Consider the following 20312-nt stretch of genomic DNA (forward strand, 5'->3'; position numbering starts at 1 on the left):
TGCAACTCCGGAAAGCCGAAGACTCAACGGCGAGATCAATCGGCGGACCGAGGTGGTCGGCATCTTCCCCAACGAGGACGCCATCGTCCGCCTCATCGGTGCAATTCCTGCCCGATCAGAACCACGAATGGGCCGTCCAGCGCGCCCATTACATGACGCTGGAAGCCATCGCAACGTTGAGCGATGATCCCACCATCAAGCCTACCGGCGATCGCCAACTGACCTCCCGGCTCCAGCCGCTGGACGCCGTGACCCGCCGCCCGTTGCACTATGACATGGGACACGATCGCATCGTATCATCTACGTGACACCCGACCACAATGTCGAGAAAGAGGGGTCCGTGAAAGGCAAGCGTAGATCGGATCCCGTTTTGACTGGCCGTTCACGGCTATTTTGGCCCGCGTGAAGCGCTGATGCGCCTTCCATTTTCCGGACAATGCGGAGACAGCGGCCTCGAGCGCTATCCGGTCGATGAAGCGGCGATCGAATCTCTCTGGGCCGCACGGACGCATATGTCCGTGCTCGGGACGAGAGGGGTCACCTATGACATCGAGGTATTCCGACATAGTCCGGCACACCGCCGACATCCGGCGGCATCGAGTAAGAGTGGAAGGCCGTTCGTTCGCCTGTTGTCGGATCACTTTTCGCGCTTGATCGGATGGGCCCAGCTGTCGTCGAAGTCGCAGAGATAATGGATCGTCTTTCGTGAATGATGTCGCGGAGCCGCGCCTTGCAAACATCGATGGGCTTCTGATGACACTTTCTGCGACACATGGCACATGCGAGTTTCACGACCTCTTTGAAGAGATCGGCTTGTGTCTATGCTTGACCATACCCTTAAGTCGGACGTCCGCTGGACAGACGCGTGGGTTCCAGACAGGAGCATCGACCCACCCACACCGGCCGCTTTCGTTTTATAGATCGCGTCGGGTTCGTCAGCTTTCGGAAAGCTAGTCCGTGTACAATGCCGTTGAAGTTAGCGGCGCGTGGTAGGGACAGCGCTTGCTCCGTGTATGCGTGGGGCTTTTGGGCGCCGAGTCACGTTTCTGCTAACTTCAACCAGTGCGGGCGTGGCAGGGACAGCGTCTGATCCATCCAGCCCGACCAGCGCCGAGTCGCGCCCGCGCTGCTTCCGGTGTGAGACTGGAATCATATCTAAACCACGGGGCGACGTCTTCCAGATCAAGCTAATAGCCAGCTTGCGCGCATTCCGCGGAGAGGGCTCCGGGTCGCATGTCACCTGGCATTGTTCGGGAAGTGTCAAATGACCTTCTAGCCCAGCTCGATGCAAAGTTTGACCGTCAGGCTTGGAACGAACCTGCGTCGGTTCCGGGGCTGAGGTCTTCTCCAGAGCTGAACGTCAGCGGAAGTGCAGCGACGAGGACAAGGCGCGGATTGTTGCGGAGCTCGTGGCGAACGTCGACTCGGTCGTGCGCTGGTGCGACGGCATGCATTGTCGTCCACGGCAGCTGTCTGGCTGGCGAGTTCAGTAGAGAAGTGGCCGGCGACGATTCCGAAGCCGACGAAATACAGCTTGTGCCGCCTGTGTTGGATCCGTGATGCTTGCCCTTGGCCCTGAGCGTAAGGACGAAAAGCGCCGAACCCCACGCGAGGAGCTTAACCAGCTTTCATGCAAGCTCTAACGGGCCAACGGTCCTGCTTCAGTGCAAGCGAAGCCCATTCAGTCTTTGACGCGCGAGGGCACGAGCTCATGAACCCGAGTGACCGGCCAGCCTCTCTCTGAATATTCTCCCCCTCGCTGCACTACTTCCAGAGAGCTTCCGTCGAGCGTGCCCCTCCAACGTCCGAAGGGCGCCGGTGAGCTCCGCTACCACGTCGGGCGCACGTTCAGGGTGCCACAATCCGTCTTCCGTGCCGTGGTGTTGCACTGTCGGACGCGACGCGGCTGTCCGGCATTAATCGCGAAAGCATCCGCGCGTGGGATCGGCAAGGCCCGTTTTGGAACCTCCGCAACACTCACGTCATCCTCTGTGTGACGACCATCGATATATCAAGTCCGTTCGGCGGGTTGCGGTAGCGGTCGGCAAGACTTTTGAACAAATCACCCATCTGATCTGACCGAACTGTAAACTCTCCATAGTTAGGATCAAAGAGGGTCGTCATTCCGTTCGATGTAGACGTTGCGATCATGTGGGCGTCACCTTCGGCGAATCGCAAGCTGACCAAATAGATCGATGGATCGTGGGTGACCTCGCTCACGATCTGGTCAATGCGCGAAGATGTACCAAACCTATATCGCTTTTGCTCGGCGGACGGCTCTAGGCCAGCTTCGCGTAACATCGTGCTTCTTGCCTGAGGATTGTGAGAACTTTCCGCCGACTTGAGGCGTTCATACCGCTGCTGCAGCACTGCGGCTGAGCTGTGAGTTTCAGTACCCGGGCGGAGCGCCCTCATCCGGGATGAAGGACTGCTTGGGAGATTGCGGATCCACTCCGCTGCCAATCCAACGCAGATGCCGTTGACATTGGCCTCGGACAATTCAGCAGTCCTGTAACCGAACAGAGGAGGGATAGGCCTCGCTGGAGAGGATGGACTTGAGCTGGAGGACAAAGAGGTTATGCTGGAATCTGAGGTGCTTGGACTGTAAATGTTTGCATCGGAGGTATGTGGCCTGCTGCAGCAGAGCCCCATTTTGTCGGGCAATTCCCCAGGTGACGAGCTCTCCCGTCGAGCGAGATCCATCAGTGTTTGCGCAAATTCGCTGCTGTCTGCCGGCTGACGCGGTTCGTTAGTTTGATTAGGGCGTGTGGATTGACCACTAACTCGATTATACATGGCGGCTCGCCTGCCTCTTCAGCGTACGTTTCCTCAGAGCGAGGGCGGGCTGCTTACGCCCTGCCTGCGAATGCTATTGCGGCAAGCTGACGACGAGCTGACAACCAAATAGGCTTGGAGAAGCTACCGCCCGAGTTGGCTATTTGGCGACTCGACCGTCTCTGCTCATCAGCCCCGCTTCAGATGAGGAGTAGTGCCGACGAGCTACCGGCTCTTGCAGAGCGACCGGTAGGCCTAGCTTGAGCAATTCCGCATGCCGTCAGGGTGACCGGACCCCGGCTCGTGGCGTAGGCGGCGCCTGGACAGCGCCTTCGTCAAACTGAATTCGGCCTTCGCTTTGGCTTCGGTCTCAGCATTTCGCGTTATGCCATTCGGTCGGCACATGCTTTTCGCTTCGTCGGATCGTCCAGTGATTGACTCGTGACAAGTCGTCTGCCCGGTGAGACGTCGTTGTTGCTGCCGAACCGGCGTTCAGCACGGTACTGCAAACACTGGTTTGAATGCCACCAAGACCCGAACTCCAATTCGTTCCTTCGATAATAATTGGTCCCAAGCGCATACGAGACATCTCTTGAACCGGATCAGTGCACCATCAGCAGCTCCTTTGAAAACAGCGATTTCAGGCTCAGCACCCCTGCACAGTGCAACAGGCGATCGGCGACTATATCCGCTTGCGACGCCGCGTTCCGGCGGCGCCGAACCGGTGCTTCTGCACCCGCTCGGCCTCATCTTCCGCTCAGATGTCCTTTTAACTCAGCTCATCATGCTGTCGCGCTCATCTGGGCGAACAACTTTGCGGCTTCTGATGGCCCTAGCCCAACGATGCCCACAAAGCTCGGCGGCGGCATTGGGATGCCGCGATGAGTGGGTCTCCACAGGTGCAGGCAATATCGGCTGTTATTCACATACTGCGAATGTGGCGGATGCAATTGCATGACACACTCCTCTTCATCCCAGAACAGGTCTTTGACAAAGCACATCTCGTCCCAATTCGGACAGCGCCGCGGCGTCGAGACAGCGACATGCTCCCAGCCAGGACGGACGAATCCACTTATCTTTAGTTCACACCCGCAAGGCCCCTGCACGAGGAACACGCCGCAAGGGCCTGATCCCGGAACGGTAGCGAACCGGCCGTGTTGCACGCGGCCGGCCTCCAGCTTCTCTATCATCTGCGCCCGCACGCCCGCTCCTTTGCCTCTCGGATGGCCTTGAACTCGACGCAGATGACGTTGTCTCGCAACTCGTCAACCGGCTCGATCCTCGGCCCAGCGCTCCTATACCCCTTTTCAGCGCACCATCTGAGAAAGCCGCAGATGTTCATCATCACTCGTTCTCCTGTTATAGTCTTCTAACACTCGCATTGTGGGCGAAGGTCGCTCTCAAGGGCCACTGATTGCCTGAGCATGCGCGATAACACGATCTGCGCGATGGCGAATCAGTCCGCCGATTGCACCTTCCCGCTCGTAAGGCAGCTGTGCCATCAAGCCCCTCTCATGCGAATCATCTTACTTATCGATGCCAGCCAGTATTGGTCGCACGTCGCCGAACAGATCGCGCATCAGCAACAGCAATGTCCGCCATCGCTCTTGCCCACTTCAAGCAAGCGTTAGCGCCCATTCATGTTTCATGGTGACCTTCTTCACAAGAACTTGTCGGCTCTTGGCCGTCACCTCCTCTTCAATGAATTGGTCGGCATCATGGCATGCTCCCTATGGTGGCGTTTGACATCCACATTCTATGATGACTCGCAAAACCACTGCTGGCACCAGTTGATGCTTCGCGGCGATCTTACTGCTTGGTGAGATCGTAGTACTTGACCATTCGCAGCTTTCGGTCGAGTCTGAACGGTGCCAATGCGCCATCTACGTAAGCTCGATTGAATTGTACGGGACCAAATCAAACGGGCCTGCACCAGAGCCGCTGACGCCGAGCACGAACTGTTTTCGAGCTGATAGCATCCAGCGGATCGCCTGCCATCTCGGTGTCTCCTCGTAAGGTGATGGTCAGAAACAATGATTAATCGATCTCTATGAGTGCGACCGTCGGCCGCCTTCCCGCGCTACTACGATACAGCTCTTACGCATTTCTCACGGTATGACGCTCGCGAAGCGCTCACGCTTTTGCTGCTAATGCGGGTGTTGTCTTTCAGACATGGACGTCGCGAATCCGACCTTGGACAGCGGTTCCGTGTCGCCAACGCCCGACAGAGGCGTTTTTGCTTACATCAAAGCGGTGCCGACACTTCTCCGTCGTGGCATGTAGATTGCTGTGGCAACGGAACGCCGACCTTAAATGCACCGACGATACGACGAGCATACCATCGGCCGGATGCTCGCCGCGCTCAGACAAACGATTCTGACACTCTCCTTATGAAAGAGGACCGCGAACTTATGAGTAGTACGAGGCATGCAAAACCCGGCATTTTTCCGTGGACCAGCGCGACGTCTGATGAAATGACGCATTGGCGCGCACCAAAGCAACAACCGATCAAGCATTACGGCGCCGATTGTCGCTCCCGGCAGGTGCAAAGGAGGTGGAACCTTTGGCTGCTGGCTGCACTCCTCATAAATGCGCTGCTTTGGGCCGGTATCTACTGGATCATCGCAGCGCTCTTCTGAAATAATCTCGCGGATGCCAAAGGCGCGAGGAGCTTACCGACACCTCTCGCATGCCGCGGCCGCACCGTATGCGCACCATCAATCGGACGTGGAGACCTCTTCACAGACTTGGTTCCAGTGACACACTTCGCGCGACTACCTGGAAATCCGTCCCTCCGACCAGCGCAAAGTAAATATTGACCGATGCCGCAGAACTCTCGAATTTGCCAAACTGATATGCCATTGCAGCCGCGACGAAGTGCAAAACACTGACCTGTAACAGCTCAACATGTCCCCGCGCGGATGTCATCCGGGCTTCCGCTTTAACTGCGACGCATTGACTCGTCTGGATCCCGCATTTTTCGTCATATGAGAATTAGCTTTCGAGAAGCTGACTAAACAAGTAGACTTGAAGGAGCGTTGGGCAGGCGGCCTGCTCCGCCTTCACCTACGTGTCGCGATCAGGAGCGCGCCACAGGACCGTCAGGATGCCTTGGCCCACGGTGCCCCTCAACGTCCCTTCCAGGCACTGACTTGCAGCTGAGCGACATTTTGCGCGGACCATTAGGTCGGGTAGCGATCAACGGGCTGGGGGCCTTTTGATGATCCGCAGGGACGCTTTACAGCTCTTCCTCAGGCCACGTATCGTCCTCGTTTTTGTGCATCCGCCACACGTGGGCACGCCGAGCCAGCTTGTCGTATTCCACGGCAATTTTAAGCAGCCTGTCTTTGGCTTTTCCGTCAGCGAGCGCTTCCGCTTTCTTTCGCGTTGCTTCCGCACGGCCTCGCCAGTGGTCGGGCTGGTAGAGTTTACTTTTCGGATTCATGCCGAGAGCATGCAATTGGCAGATCAAAGAAATGCGACACCGGCGCTCCGTATAATCACGTAACAGCGACGCTCGTGGCCTCGGTTGCCGAAGCGGGCAGTCGCCATGCACAGCTGCTATTCTGAAACACCAAAGTGCGCCTTGCAGCCGAGGCTCGTACGAAGAATGCACAGCCCCGACATCCTCAGACGATGGGATGCACGAGGGGCTTGAATCGGACCTAGCGTTAGATTGTACGATCCTGGACAAGTGGGAACCACGTCCGACAATCCAGCGGTCCGGACACGTCATGAGAATTGCGAATGTTTGAAACATCTAAACTCACCTGGCGCGACTCGATCAGGACGATAAGATCTTCCAGGCGCATCGTTGTCCGCGCTTCGTCGGAGCTGTTCCTGTCGCGGCTGGACGAAATCGCGCGTTTCGAGATCTGCACGGCAGGCGCTTCCATCACCGTAGCCTCGCCGGAACGGACGCAAGACGGAGGCTCCGCCTCAGATACCCCACCCAACGAACACGGGCGCGACTACACCAAACACAGTCTCGGCCCGCGCCATCATGGTTCGCTCTGAACGATCGAATGCATCATCAACCGTGGCTTGAGCGCACCTGGCTTTTGCCCGATCTCTCTGCCTCGCGATAGTTGGCACGTGCCCTTCCCGCCGGCTACCGCGTCAATAGTCGCCTGGCGGATAGGCTCAGCCAGAGTACCTAAGCACATGTCACGCCCAAGCAATGCCTCGCAACATCCAAGCATGCACAACCGCACAATCACCGGAAGCTCCGAAATGATCACTTGTTTGGCCAGCTCACCCGCCAGTGCATCCCCTCTTCGCGGAGCTCCACCACTAGGGCAGGTGTCGTTTCGTCGTGCCGGACAGATGACCAGCACCGTACAGTCAGACCGCAAAAGTGAAAGGACGAGCTTGCCGGCACAGCACTTAAGCAGTTCCAGCTTGTTTCGCGGTTGACAGGTCATGTTGGCACTTCGCGCAGGAAGAACAATACCGCTGCCCGACCGACCTAAAGGGATATCATGACTCAAAATCAACGAACTCAGCTGCCTTCGCGCCTCACACTCTACTACTGCGCCGTCGCTCTTGCCGTCGCAATGACAGCTCTAATACCCAGGCTGGTCAACGCGCGCGATCAAGCGCCGACCGCAGAGGAGAAAGAGGCTTGCATGGAGGACGTGTTCCGCCTTTGTAGCAGCCACATACCAGATCGCACCGCTATCACTGCCTGCCTCAGATCCAAGCAAGCGAGCCTCAGTCAGCAATGTCGCTACGTGATCTCCGTGCGCGACACTGGCAAAAAAAGCAGCGACTCGAAGTGAAGATGTGCTGCCTGTTCGTTTGCCTCATCCACAGAAGTGGTCCAAGCCTGACCTGCAGGACGGTCACCCGAGGTCAGATGACGAGCATGGCCGCCTACAATTGACCGACGCTCTGGTTCAATCGCGCTTGTCCGGATAGGCGAATGCATAAATTACCCTTCGATACGGTTCTGATCGCCAATAGGGGTGAGATAGCCGCACGTATCATCAAAACCTTGAACAAGCTTGGGCTTCGGTCTGCAATTGCCTACCATGAGGTTGACGCGGGAACCCCGGCCGTCTCAATGGCCGACCTGGCTATTCCGATCAGCGGCCGCACGCCGATCGCAAGCTATCTGGATATCGAGCAGATCATCGCTGCCGCCCGCAAGGCGAACGCCGGCGCGATACATCCCGGTTATGGAATGCTTTCCGAGAATGCGGAATTCGCCAGTAGAGTGACAAAGGCCTGTATTGTATTCATCGGACCCGCTCCAGAAACCATCGAGCTAATGGGCGATAAGATCCGCGCCCGTGAGTTCGTTCAAAGCAACGGCTTTCCAGTCGCACCCTGCGCCATCGAGGAAGATGATCCGGCCACATTCGTTTCGAGAGCGCGGGCTATTGGAGTTCCTTTGCTCGTGAAGCCATCATCTGGCGGTGGCGGCAAGGGAATGCGGATTGTACGCGACCTCGCTACGTTGGAGGCAGCCATTGAGCAGGCGAGCAGTGAAGCGCGTCGCTACTTTGGAGATGGCCGACTTTATGTTGAACGATATATCGAAAGACCGCGACACATTGAAGTACAGGTGCTCGGTGACGCCTTCGGTAACTTGGTCCATCTCTTCGAGCGCGAATGCTCGGTGCAGCGCCGTTTCCAGAAGATCATCGAGGAAACGCCCTCGCCAGCGCTATCACCAGAATTGCGGACCCGGATTTGCGAAACCGCCGTCGGCATCGCCCGTGCAGCGAACTATCAGAATGCAGGAACGGTCGAGTTCATTTTCAGCGGCGGAGAGTTCTACTTTCTAGAAATGAATACACGCCTTCAGGTCGAACATCCGGTGACCGAGATGATCACCGGCGTCGATCTGATCGCCGAACAAGTCTATGCGGCAGCGGGCCGAAAACTTGCACTTTCGCAGTCCGACATTCTTTCAAATGGGCATGCAATCGAGCTCAGGCTTTGCGCCGAGGCTCCCGAACGCGGATACGTCCCGACCACCGGCAAAGTACTTCTTCTCGAGTATCCGGATGGCGCACGAATCGACAGCGGCATCATGCAAGGCCAGCACATCACGGCGGCATTCGATCCCATGCTCGCCAAGATCATTGTGCATTCACCGAGCCGCATAGAGGCTGCTCTGAAAGCCTACCGCGCCGTTCGCGAACTGGTTCTACTTGGGTGCGGGACCAACGCGAGCTTGCTCGCACGGATTCTTTGCGACGAGGCATTTCTTGGCGGTCAGTTCCATACGGGATACCTAGAAGAAAATCCACATCTCGCCGCCGACAACTTTGCTGCCGAAATGTCTGCGTTCCTGGCATCTGCGGCTCTCCTGACAAGACCGGTCCGCGAGTCGGCCGATGCCGTGCCCGAGTTTCACGCAGCGCTCGGTAGTTGGAGAAATTGACGTGTATCACTCATTCGAGGTCGACGGCGTATATCATGAATTGTGGCTTTCACCCAACCAGCGAGACTACCGGCTCCATCTTCGAGACCAGGTGATTGCCCCTGTCGCGTTCAGCCATTGCAATGACAGTAGCGGCATCTTGACCATTGCGGGCCAGAGCGAACCGGTCAGATTCGCCATCGAGGGGGAGCTAATTCACCTCCACATCCGCGGCAGGACGCGCATTTTGCGCTACAACGACCCGTTGCGAGCGTGCGCATCCGGCAATAACGAGACTCACGCTTTGGAGGCCCGGGCGCCGATGCCCGGCTTTGTTGTTGCGATCACAGTTTCGTCCGGTCAATCGGTCTCGGCGGGAATGGCACTGATGACGATTGAAAGCATGAAGCTGGAAACGATCATACGCTCACCACAGGATGGCATCGTCCATCGGATTCACGTCAAGGAAGGTGAGAGCTTCGAGCACGACGCTGTGCTGGTCACGCTCTCTAAAGAAGGGCGCTGAAATGCAGCGGATCGGTTCCGTGGCGAACGTGAACTCGCAGGAATTTCGTCGCAACGACCTGCACAACAGACAACTTGCCGCCGAATTGAAAGAGCGCCAACGCGTTGCCCGCTTCCACAGGCCTGAGCGGGACTTCGAGCGGCTGCGTCGGCAGAATAAACTTTTTGTTCGTGAGCGGCTCGCGGCCTTGCTCGATCCGGAAACTCCGTTCCTAGAGCTTTCGACGCTGGCGGCTAACAAGGCATACGACGGCGAGGTGCCCGGCGCCGCCCAGGTTGTCGGCATCGGCATTGTGGCGGGGCGAGAGGTTATTGTTCACGCCGACGATGCCAGCGTGAAGAGCGGCGCATGGTATCCACTCTCGGTCAAGAAGATCGTGCGGACACTGGATATAGCCATCGAAAACCGTCTGCCGGTGGTTCACCTGTGCGACTGCGCCGGCGGATTTCTGCCTTTGCAGGCGGAATTCTTTGCTGATCGCTACCATGCCGGTCGAATTCTCCGCAATCAATCCGTTCTCTCGAAGATGGGGGTGCCGCAGGTCGCCATCGTCATGGGCCACTGCACCGCGGCAGGGGCCTACGTCCCTGCGCTTAGTGAATACAACATTATCGTCGAAGGCACTGGAGCGATTTTTCTCGGCGGTCCTCCGGTCGTGAAGGCTGCCACCGGCGAACAAGTGTCCGCCGACGAACTTGGCGGCGCTCTCATGCATACCAGCGTGTCGGGCACCTGTGATTACTTCGCAAGCTCCGAAATCCATGCGATTGCGATTGCCCGCGACGTCGTTGCTCGCTTCCACCAACCGGCGAAGACCTCGATCGATCGAGTGGTCCCCGAGCCGCCCGCCTATAGTGCGTCCGAACTCTACGGTATCATTCCAAACGACGCGCGAGCGCAGTTCGACATGCGAGAGATCATCGCTCGTCTGGTCGATGGCAGCCGATTTCAAGAATACCAGCCGCGGTATGCGACATCACTCGTGTGCGGCTTTGCGCGGCTTTATGGATATCAAATCGGGATCATTGCCAATAATGGCGTGCTGTTCGGCGACAGCGCGCTAAAGGGGGCTCATTTCATTCAACTGTGCGACAAGAACCGGACGCCCCTGCTCTTCCTGCAGAACGTAACTGGCTTTATGGTTGGCCGCGAATATGAACGGCGTGGGATCACCAAGGACGGCGCCAAGCTGATCATGGCGGTGTCCGGAGCGTCCGTGCCGAAGTTTACGATCGTTTGCAATAGCTCGCACGGCGCAGGAACTTACGCTATGTCGGGACGCGCGTTTGATCCTCGATTCGTGTTCAGCTGGCCGAATTCTCAGATATCTGCGATGGGCGCCGAGCAGGCCGCCGGAGTTCTCACACACGTCAAGGCGAGACAATTGGCTCGCGCCGGAGGGCGCCTCTCGGAGCAGGAATTGGCAGCCATTCGAGCACCAATTCTTGAAGAATATCGCGAGCGGTCAAGTGCCTATTATGCGACCTCGGAAATCTGGGACGACGGCATTCTTGATCCTGTCGATACCAGAACTGCCCTCGCAATCGCATTGAGCGCTTCGCTCAATGCGCCGATCGATGCGCCGCAATACGGCGTATTCCGACTGTAAGGCAGGACCGAACACGGCTGGCTCACCGCTTCATGCGCGCGGATCAACGGGACGCGTCGATCGCTCTATGAAGGCCGTCCTGCGCACCTTCATTTACAATCCGGTGGCGTTATTTTGTAGAGCCCAGCTGAGATCGGGCTCCATCTCCCCAGCACCAATACTCGCGAAGCAGGTAGAGGAAGCCGCTTCAATGCTCCACGACGGCGGCGCCCGACGCTAAAAGGCTTTGGCGGTGATCCGGTCGGAACACCGCGGTAAAGAGGCCGCTGCGGGCGTGGCAAGCGGGCGCGAGAGAGTGCCATCGGTCCTGGCATCAAGAAACTACAGTGTTCTACTGGCCGACGACCTCCTCTCGACGGCACGAAATGGAGAGCTTGACCCTCACGTAGCGTCAGGTTGTAGCCTCGCCGAGGGCGCCCACACTCAACCGACTGCCGCCTCAAACGTCGCGGAAGAGATCGAGGTTTGAACAAGGAACGTGTAAAGTTCGATGGAAGAGCTTAGATCGATCATTGGCAAAGTTGCCAGCGGCGCCACTCTGACGCGCGAGGAAACTGCGTCAGCCTTCGACAGCGTGATGTCGGGTTACGCGACTCCCTCGCAAATCGGAGGCTTGTTGATGGGGATGCGGGTCCGGGGCGAGACGGTCGAAGAAGTCACCGGGGCCGCCTCCGCGATGCGGAATAGAATGCTGCGCGTGGAGGCGGCTTGCGACCCCGTCGGTATCGCTGGCACGAACGACACCCCTATATATTCGGTCAACGTGTCGACGTGTGCTTCCTTCATCGTCGCCGGGGTCGGCATTCCTGTCGCCAAGCATGCCAACCGCGCTGCGTCTTCGGGTTCAAGCACCGCAGACGTGTTGGCGCGCCTCGGCGTGAAGGTCGATCTCAAGCCTGAAGCTATTGCACGTTGTGTACAGGAAGCCAACATCGGCTTCATGTTTGCCTCGGCCCATTATCCGGCGATGCAGCGCGTCGGCCAGATCCGGACAGCACTTGGAATCCACACGATCTTCAATCTAATCGAGCCTCTGTCCAATCCGGCCAGGGTCAAGCGGCAGATCGTTGGGGTATTATCTCCCGAATGGGTCCAGCCTCTGGCGTACGTCTTGAAGAACCTCGGTGCCGAGTCGGTATGGGTTGTTCATGGCTCGGACGGGCTCGACGAAATAACCCTTACCGGTCCAACCTTTGTTGCTGCGCTTGAGGCGGGTATAGTCCGCACCTTCGAAGTGACGCCGGAAGAAGCCGGGCTCCCCCGCTGCCGCGACGCGCTGGAGAGCGGCGATGCAGAGGCTAATGCCGTTGCGCTGCAAAATGTGCTTGATGGCGTACCAGGTCGATTTCGCGACGCTGCGCTTTTGAACGCGGCAGCGGCATTGGTTGTGGCCGGGCGGGCCTCGACCCTGCGGGAAGGCGTAGCACTTGGACAAGAATCACTTGATGGCGGCGCCGCAGCCGCTCGACTGAAGCGCCTGATCGCGGTTTCGAACGCGTGACAGCCGAGCTGGCCGATGTTCCAGTATTCCGACCAAGACTGTTGCTCACGAGCGCGAAAGTATTGCAGGCGTGAATGCGCGTCACTTCTGCGGGATTTCAAGGAGCGTGCGCCGCCTGCGCTCGCCCTCATCAAAGCAAGTCGCGCTGAGCACGCGGCCCGAGCGCCAACTTTTTTTCGACGAGAGTCTGCTGCAGCCAGAGTTGCCGAGGTGAGGACCCACGAGGAAGCGCGCTGCGCGCCAAAGGAGAGAATCGATGATGTCCTGGCTGAAGGTTGAAGCACAAGGATCTATTGCAGTGTTAGAACACATCATTCGGAAGTTCCGAGAATTGATCGATACAGATGGCTCGATCCCGCCGGAGTTGCGGGGAGCGCTGCACGCGACGCTGGATAAGCATCTTCTCGAGGCAAAAAAACGTATTCTCCTAAAGGCGCTTTAGGTACGCCGATGCCGTCTACATGCGGAGAAACTCTGGTAGCCGCGCGCCGGTACCGAAATCGGCATCATCCCCTCCGCCCGGCGGCCCAGCGAGGTTCCAGCCCAGCTGGTCGGATCGCGACCACAACTCTGTGTGCACTGGCGCGTCGGCGGCCGCTCAGCGCGGTTCTGCTTGAGAAGGGTCCTATTGAAACTCCTGGCGGCGGCAATTCTCAGTTCTGCCGCTGCAATCGCCGATCCCGATAACAAGGTGAGATACTGCACGTCCGTCTGGTCATGACTTCAGCTAATCCAGAGGACATCGAAGTCATAGCCGAGCTCGACCTGAGCTTGCTCGTCACGTAATTCCGACACCGGATACCTTATTAGGGGCCGCCCAATACGGATAAAAGTCGGAATCGGGTACAAGTCCAGAGGCAGATCATGAGCCACCAGTTTGAAATGCCGTCTATCCGACCGACAGAGTTCCGTCAGACCATGCGCAATCTGGCCAGCGGGTGTCGCCATCGTGACGAGCGGAACGGCAGCCGGACGACGTGGACTGGCGGTGAGTTCTTTGACGTCCATCTGCATGGAGCCGCCGTGCCGCTGGCGGTCGGGAGGGGCCCAAGGGTGTTCACCGCTTCGATACAGCGCCCACCGCTATTGCCGAACGCATTTTGCGCGCTCGAATGCGTTTTGTATGACCACAAGGTGCTTGGCACACATACCATCTTTATCGGATGAATTTATCGCGACCCGACAAGGCCGTGGCAATCCATTGATCAACTTCCGGGGCGCGGAACCCTACTGCTTGACTGAGCGCGGTGGCATCGATCCCTGGCCGCTTCCAGCGACAGTCGTCGAACAATCGACCGGGCTGCAACTGTTTCACTGATTAGAGCTCGTATTGAGAGGTCCGTCCCCTCAGCTCAGGCGATTTCGGCGCTTCGCCGCTCGTACGATGCTGCCGCTGGCCGGCGACCTTCCGCGTTGAGAGGCGTGGGGGTCACCTGGTCAGGACAATGCGATTTGCGCGGATCTCGCAGGAAGGTCCTGATCAGAATAATTACAGCTCACCAGAACGACCAACTCCAGAAGGGCCTTCTTCTTAGGTCCGCATAATCCCGTCGAAAACTACCAGCTTTGGTAGCTCAAGTTAAGATCGACAGGCGCGTACATCGTTGCCGCAGCAAGATCGGATCCAGAGGCACGCCTGGGTCACAACGGCTGGCGACCCTTTAGATGTTCGGCCTCGATTCTGATGTGAGTACATGGTTGATGTCATGATCTTGCAGAACGATAACAATCGAATTCAAAGGCGTCAGACAACTATGTCCAGCAACGCGTTCGAAATCGCCCCGATTCTCGAGGGCATTCGCCGCTGGGTCATGATCGAATCTCCGACGGAGCGGCCGGATCAGATCAACAAACTGGCTGATGTCGTCGCAGCAGGCTATCGCGACCTGCCCGCCAGCGTCGAGCGCGTTGCGGGGCATGACGGCTGCGGCGATCATTTGGTTATCCGCTCTTCTTGGGGGCAGGGCGTACCGGGCCTTCTAATCTTGAGCCATCTCGACACAGTCCATCCGATGGGATCCATCGAACGGCTACCCTTCAAGATCGACGGCGACAGTGCGTTCGGCCCCGGCATCTACGACATGAAGGGCGGCGCCTACCTCGCCTATCACGCATTCCGGCAGATCTGCGCCGATGACGCACGCCCGCCGCTCGGCATCACCCAGCTCTACGTCTCGGACGAAGAGATTGGCAGCCCAACCTCGCGCGCGCTGATCGAGGCCGAGGGCCGCAAGGCCAAATACGTGCTCGTGACCGAGCCGGCGCGCGACGGCGGCAAGGTCATCACCGGGCGCAAGGGCGTTGCGCGCTTCGAGGTATTCATAAAGGGTGCGGCCGCGCATGCCGGCACGCGCCCCGAGGACGGCCGCAGCGCGATTCGGGAACTCGGCCATGTGATCCAGACGCTGGAGGCGATGAACGATCTCACGCGCGGTATCACCGTCAATGTCGGCGTCGTCCGCGGCGGCACCAGGCCAAACGTGATCGCGGAACTGGCCTACGCGCAAGTCGACATGCGCGTCCCGACCATGGCCCATGCCGACGAGCTGGTGCCGAAGATTCTGGGCATCAGCTCGCGCACCGAGGGCGTCAAGGTGAAGGTATCAGGCGAATTGAACCGTCCGCCATATGAGAAGACCAGCGCCGGCGCCGCGCTTTACGCACACGCCAAACAGCTTGCTGCCGAGCTTGGATTCGAGCTGCTCGACGCGTTCAGCGGCGGCGGCTCCGATAGCAATTTCACCGCGCCGCATACCGCGACCCTTGACGGCCTTGGCGTCGATGGCAAGGGCGCGCATACGCATTATGAGCAACTCTACATCTCGTCGATTGAACCTCGCGCGCGGCTGCTGTACCGCCTCTATCAGACACTGCGATAATCGCGAAGTCAGTGACCACGAGGTACGTTGGATGACGCCCGCCGGCACATTCGCGGGATCGTTTCTCCAACGCCGCAAGGGCTATAGGCTGGTGCCCCTATCAGGCCGACCTCATCGAAAACTATCGGTCGGCCGCATTTGGCATCGCACGGTCGGCGCCAGATAGACGTGACTGAGCTATTCAATGACGGCGCAGCGGACTTCACGCGCGCAATCGGCTGCAAGGGCAGCGAGCGCCTGGTCGAAGGGCAAGCGTTTCCGGCAATGGGCTCATCGGCAGGCGACCCTGATCTCGACGGGAGACGAACTTTCTTGGCTCACATCGCAGCGCTGAATGCTTGCGACAGCACACCGGCCGGCGGCCCTTTTCCGGCAGCCTGAGAGCTTGGCCACGTTGTCACAGGCCCAAAAAAGGGCTTGAATCTCACGTAACGTTAAGTTGTACGGTCTTGAGGTTAGCACCTATCTCGGTCTGTCGCCGGGATTGTGAAGGATTGAGAATGTCTCAGCTGGTCAGATCCAAGCCCCCATGGTCGGTCGTGATCCTCATCCCCGATGCTGGGTCGGTCGGAAGGGCTATGCAGCGAGTGCCGGTTGCGGAGCTACTGCTCGCACGTAGCTTTGAATGGTTCGGCATTCCGGAACCGAGACTATGTGACTGTGCTGGGCCGGGCCACCAGACAGGCGTTGAGGTCAGAATTGATGGACGTAGACCTCCATCCGAAGCCCCAGCGGAGGGTCGCTGCTTCCTGAATCTGAACCAAACCCCTCCTCTGGCGCGACACCGCGCCAAAATCAGTTGGCCGAACCGGCTTTCCGCTCTGTTCAAACTGCTTTCCCATGGCTGGCAAGGCAGACGGCGGGCCTGCGCAGGTTTTCAAAGAGCCTGAGCTGCAAGTGCCGCTCCGCGCAACCACCCGGCATCGCAGATATTGCTTGGCATTCTGGAGCAGCAAGTTGAAAGCGCCCGACGACGTCAAGAAGGTCCTGTTAATCGACCATATTGAAGGCCAATGCCGTTGCATCATCGGCTTCAAAGATGGAGATGCCAGAGCGGCCTATATGTGCGGCGAGCCTGTATATCAAAGACGCGGCAAGAAACTGTCTTCGTGGTGTGCCTATCACTACCGACAGATGCACACGACCGCCGCCGAGCAGAGAGTCAGTGATCAATCGCCCGAGATCCCTCAAGCAATATCCATTGTTCGCAACCCATGACATCCATCAAGAAGGCCTAGGCCGTGTCATCATAGCCTGTACAAGGGCCAACCGAAGCATGTGATCGGAGCCTCGCCAAGCAATTCCGGGTTGCGGCTGAAGCGCATCGGGACAAACGTAATTTGCGAGCCTGAGGCGCATGGATAACAAGTTGGATCTCTGCACACTGATCGAGCGAAACGCTGCGTATACTCCCGGCAAAACCGCGATCCGTTTCGAAGGGCAGAGTCTCAGCTACGCCAGCCTCAATCGACGGATCGAGCGGATCGCTCGCGCCTTCAAGAGCCAGCTCGGCGTCCAAAGGGGAGACCGGATCGCGATCCTCAGCCTCAACAGGCCTGATTATCTGGCGCTGCTCTATGCGTGCGCGAGGCTCGGCGCAATCCTCATACCATTGAATTGGCGTCTTGCGGCCGCCGAGCACGCTTTCATTTTGTCGGACTCCGGGGCAAAAGTGCTCGTTCTTGAGCAGTGCTTCGGCGCAGCTTTGCCTGTCCTGACGAAGCAAGTGCCCCATGCCTCTCTTGTCGGGTTGGACTTTACGCCTCTCGGCGGCTGCAAATTGGACGATCTCCTGGACGGAGACTGTGGCGACGGACGCAATCCTCGCGCGGAGCCGTCTTGCCCGCTTCTGATCGTCTATACTTCGGGCACCACAGGGCGACCGAAAGGCGCCGTGCTGCGTCAGGAAGCGTTGCTCTGGAACGGCATCATGAGTCAGCACATGCATGACCTCACCTCGGCCGATCATACGCTGGCTGTTTTGCCGTTCTTCCACGTTGGTGGCTTGAACATCCAGACGACGCCGACTTTGCATCACGGCGCGACGGTGAGTATCCACACCCGCTTTGGGGCGGAGACCATGCTTGATGCGTTCGAGCGTGACCGGCCGAGCTTGGCAGCCCTGGTGCCAGCCATGATGCAAGCCCTGGCCAGCAATGGTCGATGGGAAAGCACCGACCTATCCTCGCTCAGAGCAATCTGTACCGGATCGACGATGGTGCCTCAGCACCTTGTCGAGCGCTTTGTCGCGCGCGGCGTTCCAGTCCTGCAGGTTTACGGTTCAACGGAGACCTGCCCGATCGCTGTGTATACGAAGCTCGGCGGAAATCTCGTGCCTGAGGGCTCAAGCGGCTTGGCAGGTCTCTGCTGCGAAGCGGCGATCCTGGATGATTCGGGCCGCAAGTTGCCGCCCGGTAACCCAGGCGAAATCGCAGTCCGTGGACCCAACGTTTTCTGCGGATATTGGGGCAATCAACAGGCAACGCGTGAGGCTCTTAGCAATGGTTGGTATCGCACTGGGGACATTGGCCGCTGCGACGCAGATGGATATATTTGGGTCCACGACCGCAAGAAAAACCTGATCATTTCGGGCGGAGAGAATATCTATCCGGCAGAAGTAGAGCGTGTGCTTGCGGACCATCCGGATGTCGCGGAATGCGCCGTGGTCGGTCGACCCGATGCGCGCTGGGAAGAAGTACCGGTCGCTTATGTGATCAAGCGACCGGGCGCCCGGGTCGAGGCGGAAGCGCTGACGGCACATGTCCAGTCACAGCTCGCCCGTTTTAAGGTGCCGCGCGAAATCATTTTCACACAAGAACTACCGAAAACCGCGTTGGGCAAGATCCAGCATTTTTTGCTGAAGGATCGCCACGTGATCAGCCCGAAAGGAGCTATCAATTGAGATCGGCAGATTGGAGGCGCGCCGTACTCTCCCGCTACATCGCAGGTGATATCGAGACGGCGCAAAATCAACCTTCGCTCAGTGCCTCACCACGGCGCAGCAAGTTCAACATTGTGGCCTGACGATCCCTGTCTGATCGCGTCCAGATGCCCGGAGGTCGCGGATGCCGCGGATCTTGATCATGAATGCCGGTACGGCTCAAATGTCGGGCGCCGATCTGACATCAGCTCAACTTTCGCTGGCCGCCAACTCGGCATACCGTTCAGCGTGGTTTGCCCAGCACGGCGACCTAATAGTCTCCCCGGTAGTCATCCCGGCGGATCTGCTATCCTTCATTGGCGCGACGCTCGATTTCGACGCATCGAGTCTTTTTCTCCTTGTACCTGAAGGCGGCCGCCAATCGCCGGTCCTTGATGACTGCACATTGCTGTCCAAGACTGTCGTTGAGCGCATCAACCGACATATTCGTCAGAAATCAAACTGGCGATTGCATCCCTGCTACTCTACTGAAGGCGTCGCACGCCTGGCGGCCATGCTGGGCATACCGCAGACCGGCGACGACTTCGCTCTGCAGCGAGGGCCTGATCTGTTGAACCGCAAGAGCCACTTCCGTCAATTGGCGACAAGCGTCGCACTTCCGCTGCCCAATGGATCTGTCACGACGGACTCAAACGAACTATTCAGAGCGGTCACTTCCCTCAGATCCGAGACCGGCAGAGTCATTGTAAAGCTGGACAATGGAGCCGGTGGGGTCGGAAATGTCATCCTGACCGGCAAAGAAAGCGATCCACTACCTGGGGCAAGAGATACCCGGCTAATTTCATGGCCGTCGTTTGATCCTGACGCGCTTTGGTCTGAGATGACAACAGCGTCGTGTAGGACGCTGGTCGTGGAGTCGTACCACCTGGCCCGGTCTTTGTTCTATCTCGAGTATGAAATCGAGGATGATGGTTCAATCGTTTTCATCAACAGTGGAAACATACGTCTGCGTAAAAGCACAGATCGATCCGAAAGAGCTCTGATCTGGACAGGACTTGAGCTTCCAAGTGACCTGACGAACGAGCAATGGTTGACCGCCCAGGCACACGCCTACCGATTTGTGGCACTTGCGCGAGACCTGGGATATCGCGGAATGATCAACATTGACGCCATTTTCGCGAATCACGGTCGGTTGCTGTTTAATGAAGCGAACGGCCGCTGGGGTGGCGGCTCGGTGTTACACAGTATTGCGGTCCGACTGCTGGGCTTCGACTATTCCGGTTGCAACGTTATTTTATCCGTGAGAAATGTTCGATCACGATCCCTCCAAACAGCGCATGATCGTTTCGGCAAGGAAGGATTTCTATTCGACCGCACACGCAAGGAGGGCGTGATCCCGCTTGCTGCCGACGAAGAGGCTGGCACGGTGGAGTGCCTTGTGATCGCGCGCGACAGGCCCGCGGCCCGCGATCTGCAGCACCGCCTACTGAGAATTGCTTGATTGAGATCCCATCGACCATATCTTGGACCGTTCAATTGATCCGAACTTGCCCCTGCTTTCGATCGCACCTTGAAACCCGTACCTGAGGACGTGACGTGAATGTCTGCTCCGTCTCGCTCTGGCTCTGTCAGCCCAAATCGCGGCTACCCTTAAGTCGCTCGTGCGTGCCGATCGGCGGTAAGCCTCCGAGAAGAGACGCCTTGCAGCGGACTGGCCTGATAGTTGAGAAGATCAGTGCGCTGAATCGACTTGAGGTGGTGGAAACAG

The 20312-nt window shown here is 58.1% G+C and carries 13 protein-coding genes and 1 pseudogene; 11 read left to right on the plus strand and 3 right to left on the minus strand.

All coding sequences use genetic code 11. From position 1 onward, the window contains the following. Window positions 1–19: 19 nt before the first annotated feature. Window positions 20–188 (plus strand): annotated as a pseudogene (locus I6F24_RS29025) (transposase); the annotation flags it as partial. 1789 nt (window positions 189–1977) lie between these two features. Here I6F24_RS29025 and I6F24_RS29030 read toward each other — a convergent pair. Both I6F24_RS29030 and I6F24_RS29035 read right to left on the minus strand, forming a co-directional pair. Beyond that, window positions 1978–2796 carry a YopT-type cysteine protease domain-containing protein gene (locus I6F24_RS29030; RefSeq protein ID WP_345944122.1) on the minus strand — a complete coding sequence of 273 codons (819 nt, stop codon included), beginning with the start codon at window positions 2794–2796 and terminating at the stop codon, window positions 1978–1980. 3217 nt (window positions 2797–6013) lie between these two features. Beyond that, complete coding sequence (locus tag I6F24_RS29035) at window positions 6014–6220, minus strand: hypothetical protein (protein ID WP_225130962.1); 207 nt, start codon at window positions 6218–6220, stop codon at window positions 6014–6016. Between the two features lie 302 nt (window positions 6221–6522). On the opposite strand from I6F24_RS29035, the gene I6F24_RS29040 reads away from it, so the two are divergent. The 6 genes from I6F24_RS29040 to I6F24_RS29065 all read left to right on the plus strand — a co-directional run bounded on the left by I6F24_RS29040 (window position 6523) and on the right by I6F24_RS29065 (window position 13226). Further along, window positions 6523–6792: a hypothetical protein gene (locus tag I6F24_RS29040; protein ID WP_225130964.1), complete on the plus strand. Its 270-nt coding sequence runs from the start codon at window positions 6523–6525 to the stop codon at window positions 6790–6792. A 907-nt stretch (window positions 6793–7699) separates the two neighbouring features. Continuing rightward, the gene (locus tag I6F24_RS29045) at window positions 7700–9169 is read left to right on the plus strand and encodes a biotin carboxylase N-terminal domain-containing protein (RefSeq protein WP_225130966.1); all 1470 of its coding nucleotides are present in this window, start codon (window positions 7700–7702) and stop codon (window positions 9167–9169) included. Window position 9170: 1 nt separating this feature from the next. After that, complete coding sequence (locus tag I6F24_RS37805) at window positions 9171–9674, plus strand: biotin/lipoyl-containing protein (protein ID WP_225130967.1); 504 nt, start codon at window positions 9171–9173, stop codon at window positions 9672–9674. A gap of 1 nt (window position 9675) precedes the next feature. Continuing rightward, entirely contained in the window at window positions 9676–11283 is a 1608-nt protein-coding gene (locus tag I6F24_RS29055) for a carboxyl transferase domain-containing protein (protein ID WP_225130969.1), read from the plus strand. Window positions 11284–11773: 490 nt separating this feature from the next. Further along, window positions 11774–12784, plus strand: a complete 1011-nt coding sequence (gene trpD / locus I6F24_RS29060) for an anthranilate phosphoribosyltransferase (RefSeq protein ID WP_225130979.1) — start codon at window positions 11774–11776, stop codon at window positions 12782–12784. Between the two features lie 256 nt (window positions 12785–13040). Further along, window positions 13041–13226: a hypothetical protein gene (locus I6F24_RS29065; RefSeq protein WP_225130980.1), complete on the plus strand. Its 186-nt coding sequence runs from the start codon at window positions 13041–13043 to the stop codon at window positions 13224–13226. A gap of 281 nt (window positions 13227–13507) precedes the next feature. On the opposite strand, the gene I6F24_RS29070 is transcribed toward I6F24_RS29065, so the two are convergent. Then, window positions 13508–13798, minus strand: coding sequence for a hypothetical protein (locus tag I6F24_RS29070; RefSeq protein ID WP_225130982.1), 291 nt, complete (start codon window positions 13796–13798; stop codon window positions 13508–13510). Window positions 13799–14538: 740 nt separating this feature from the next. On the opposite strand from I6F24_RS29070, the gene I6F24_RS29075 reads away from it, so the two are divergent. The 4 genes from I6F24_RS29075 (at window position 14539) to I6F24_RS29090 (ending at window position 20045) form a co-directional block, all read left to right on the plus strand. Next, window positions 14539–15663, plus strand: a complete 1125-nt coding sequence (locus I6F24_RS29075; protein WP_225130984.1) for a M20 family metallopeptidase — start codon at window positions 14539–14541, stop codon at window positions 15661–15663. 840 nt (window positions 15664–16503) lie between these two features. After that, a complete protein-coding gene (locus tag I6F24_RS29080) occupies window positions 16504–16881 on the plus strand; it encodes a hypothetical protein (RefSeq protein WP_225130986.1) in 378 nt (125 codons plus the stop codon). 151 nt (window positions 16882–17032) lie between these two features. After that, window positions 17033–18565, plus strand: a complete 1533-nt coding sequence (locus I6F24_RS29085; protein WP_225131013.1) for a long-chain fatty acid--CoA ligase — start codon at window positions 17033–17035, stop codon at window positions 18563–18565. Between the two features lie 163 nt (window positions 18566–18728). Next, a complete protein-coding gene (locus tag I6F24_RS29090; RefSeq protein ID WP_225130996.1) occupies window positions 18729–20045 on the plus strand; it encodes a peptide ligase PGM1-related protein in 1317 nt (438 codons plus the stop codon). Window positions 20046–20312: the final 267 nt, after the last annotated feature.

The organism is Bradyrhizobium sp. BRP23 (assembly GCF_020194135.1).
GTDB classification, from domain to species: domain Bacteria; phylum Pseudomonadota; class Alphaproteobacteria; order Rhizobiales; family Xanthobacteraceae; genus Bradyrhizobium; species Bradyrhizobium yuanmingense.

Excerpts from the sequence above, each read along its gene's own strand:
- I6F24_RS29055 (WP_225130969.1), top strand. The coding sequence starts at position 9,676 with ATGCAGCGGATCGGTTCCGTGGCGAACGTGAACTCGCAGGAATTTCGT.
- I6F24_RS29080 (WP_225130986.1), top strand. The coding sequence starts at position 16,504 with ATGGCTGGCAAGGCAGACGGCGGGCCTGCGCAGGTTTTCAAAGAGCCT.
- I6F24_RS29035 (WP_225130962.1), bottom strand. The coding sequence starts at position 6,220 with ATGAATCCGAAAAGTAAACTCTACCAGCCCGACCACTGGCGAGGCCGT.
- I6F24_RS29065 (WP_225130980.1), top strand. The coding sequence starts at position 13,041 with ATGATGTCCTGGCTGAAGGTTGAAGCACAAGGATCTATTGCAGTGTTA.
- trpD (WP_225130979.1), top strand. The coding sequence starts at position 11,774 with ATGGAAGAGCTTAGATCGATCATTGGCAAAGTTGCCAGCGGCGCCACT.
- I6F24_RS29045 (WP_225130966.1), top strand. The coding sequence starts at position 7,700 with ATGCATAAATTACCCTTCGATACGGTTCTGATCGCCAATAGGGGTGAG.
- I6F24_RS29090 (WP_225130996.1), top strand. The coding sequence starts at position 18,729 with ATGCCGCGGATCTTGATCATGAATGCCGGTACGGCTCAAATGTCGGGC.
- I6F24_RS29040 (WP_225130964.1), top strand. The coding sequence starts at position 6,523 with ATGTTTGAAACATCTAAACTCACCTGGCGCGACTCGATCAGGACGATA.
- I6F24_RS29075 (WP_225130984.1), top strand. The coding sequence starts at position 14,539 with ATGTCCAGCAACGCGTTCGAAATCGCCCCGATTCTCGAGGGCATTCGC.
- I6F24_RS29030 (WP_345944122.1), bottom strand. The coding sequence starts at position 2,796 with ATGTATAATCGAGTTAGTGGTCAATCCACACGCCCTAATCAAACTAAC.
- I6F24_RS29070 (WP_225130982.1), bottom strand. The coding sequence starts at position 13,798 with ATGCAGATGGACGTCAAAGAACTCACCGCCAGTCCACGTCGTCCGGCT.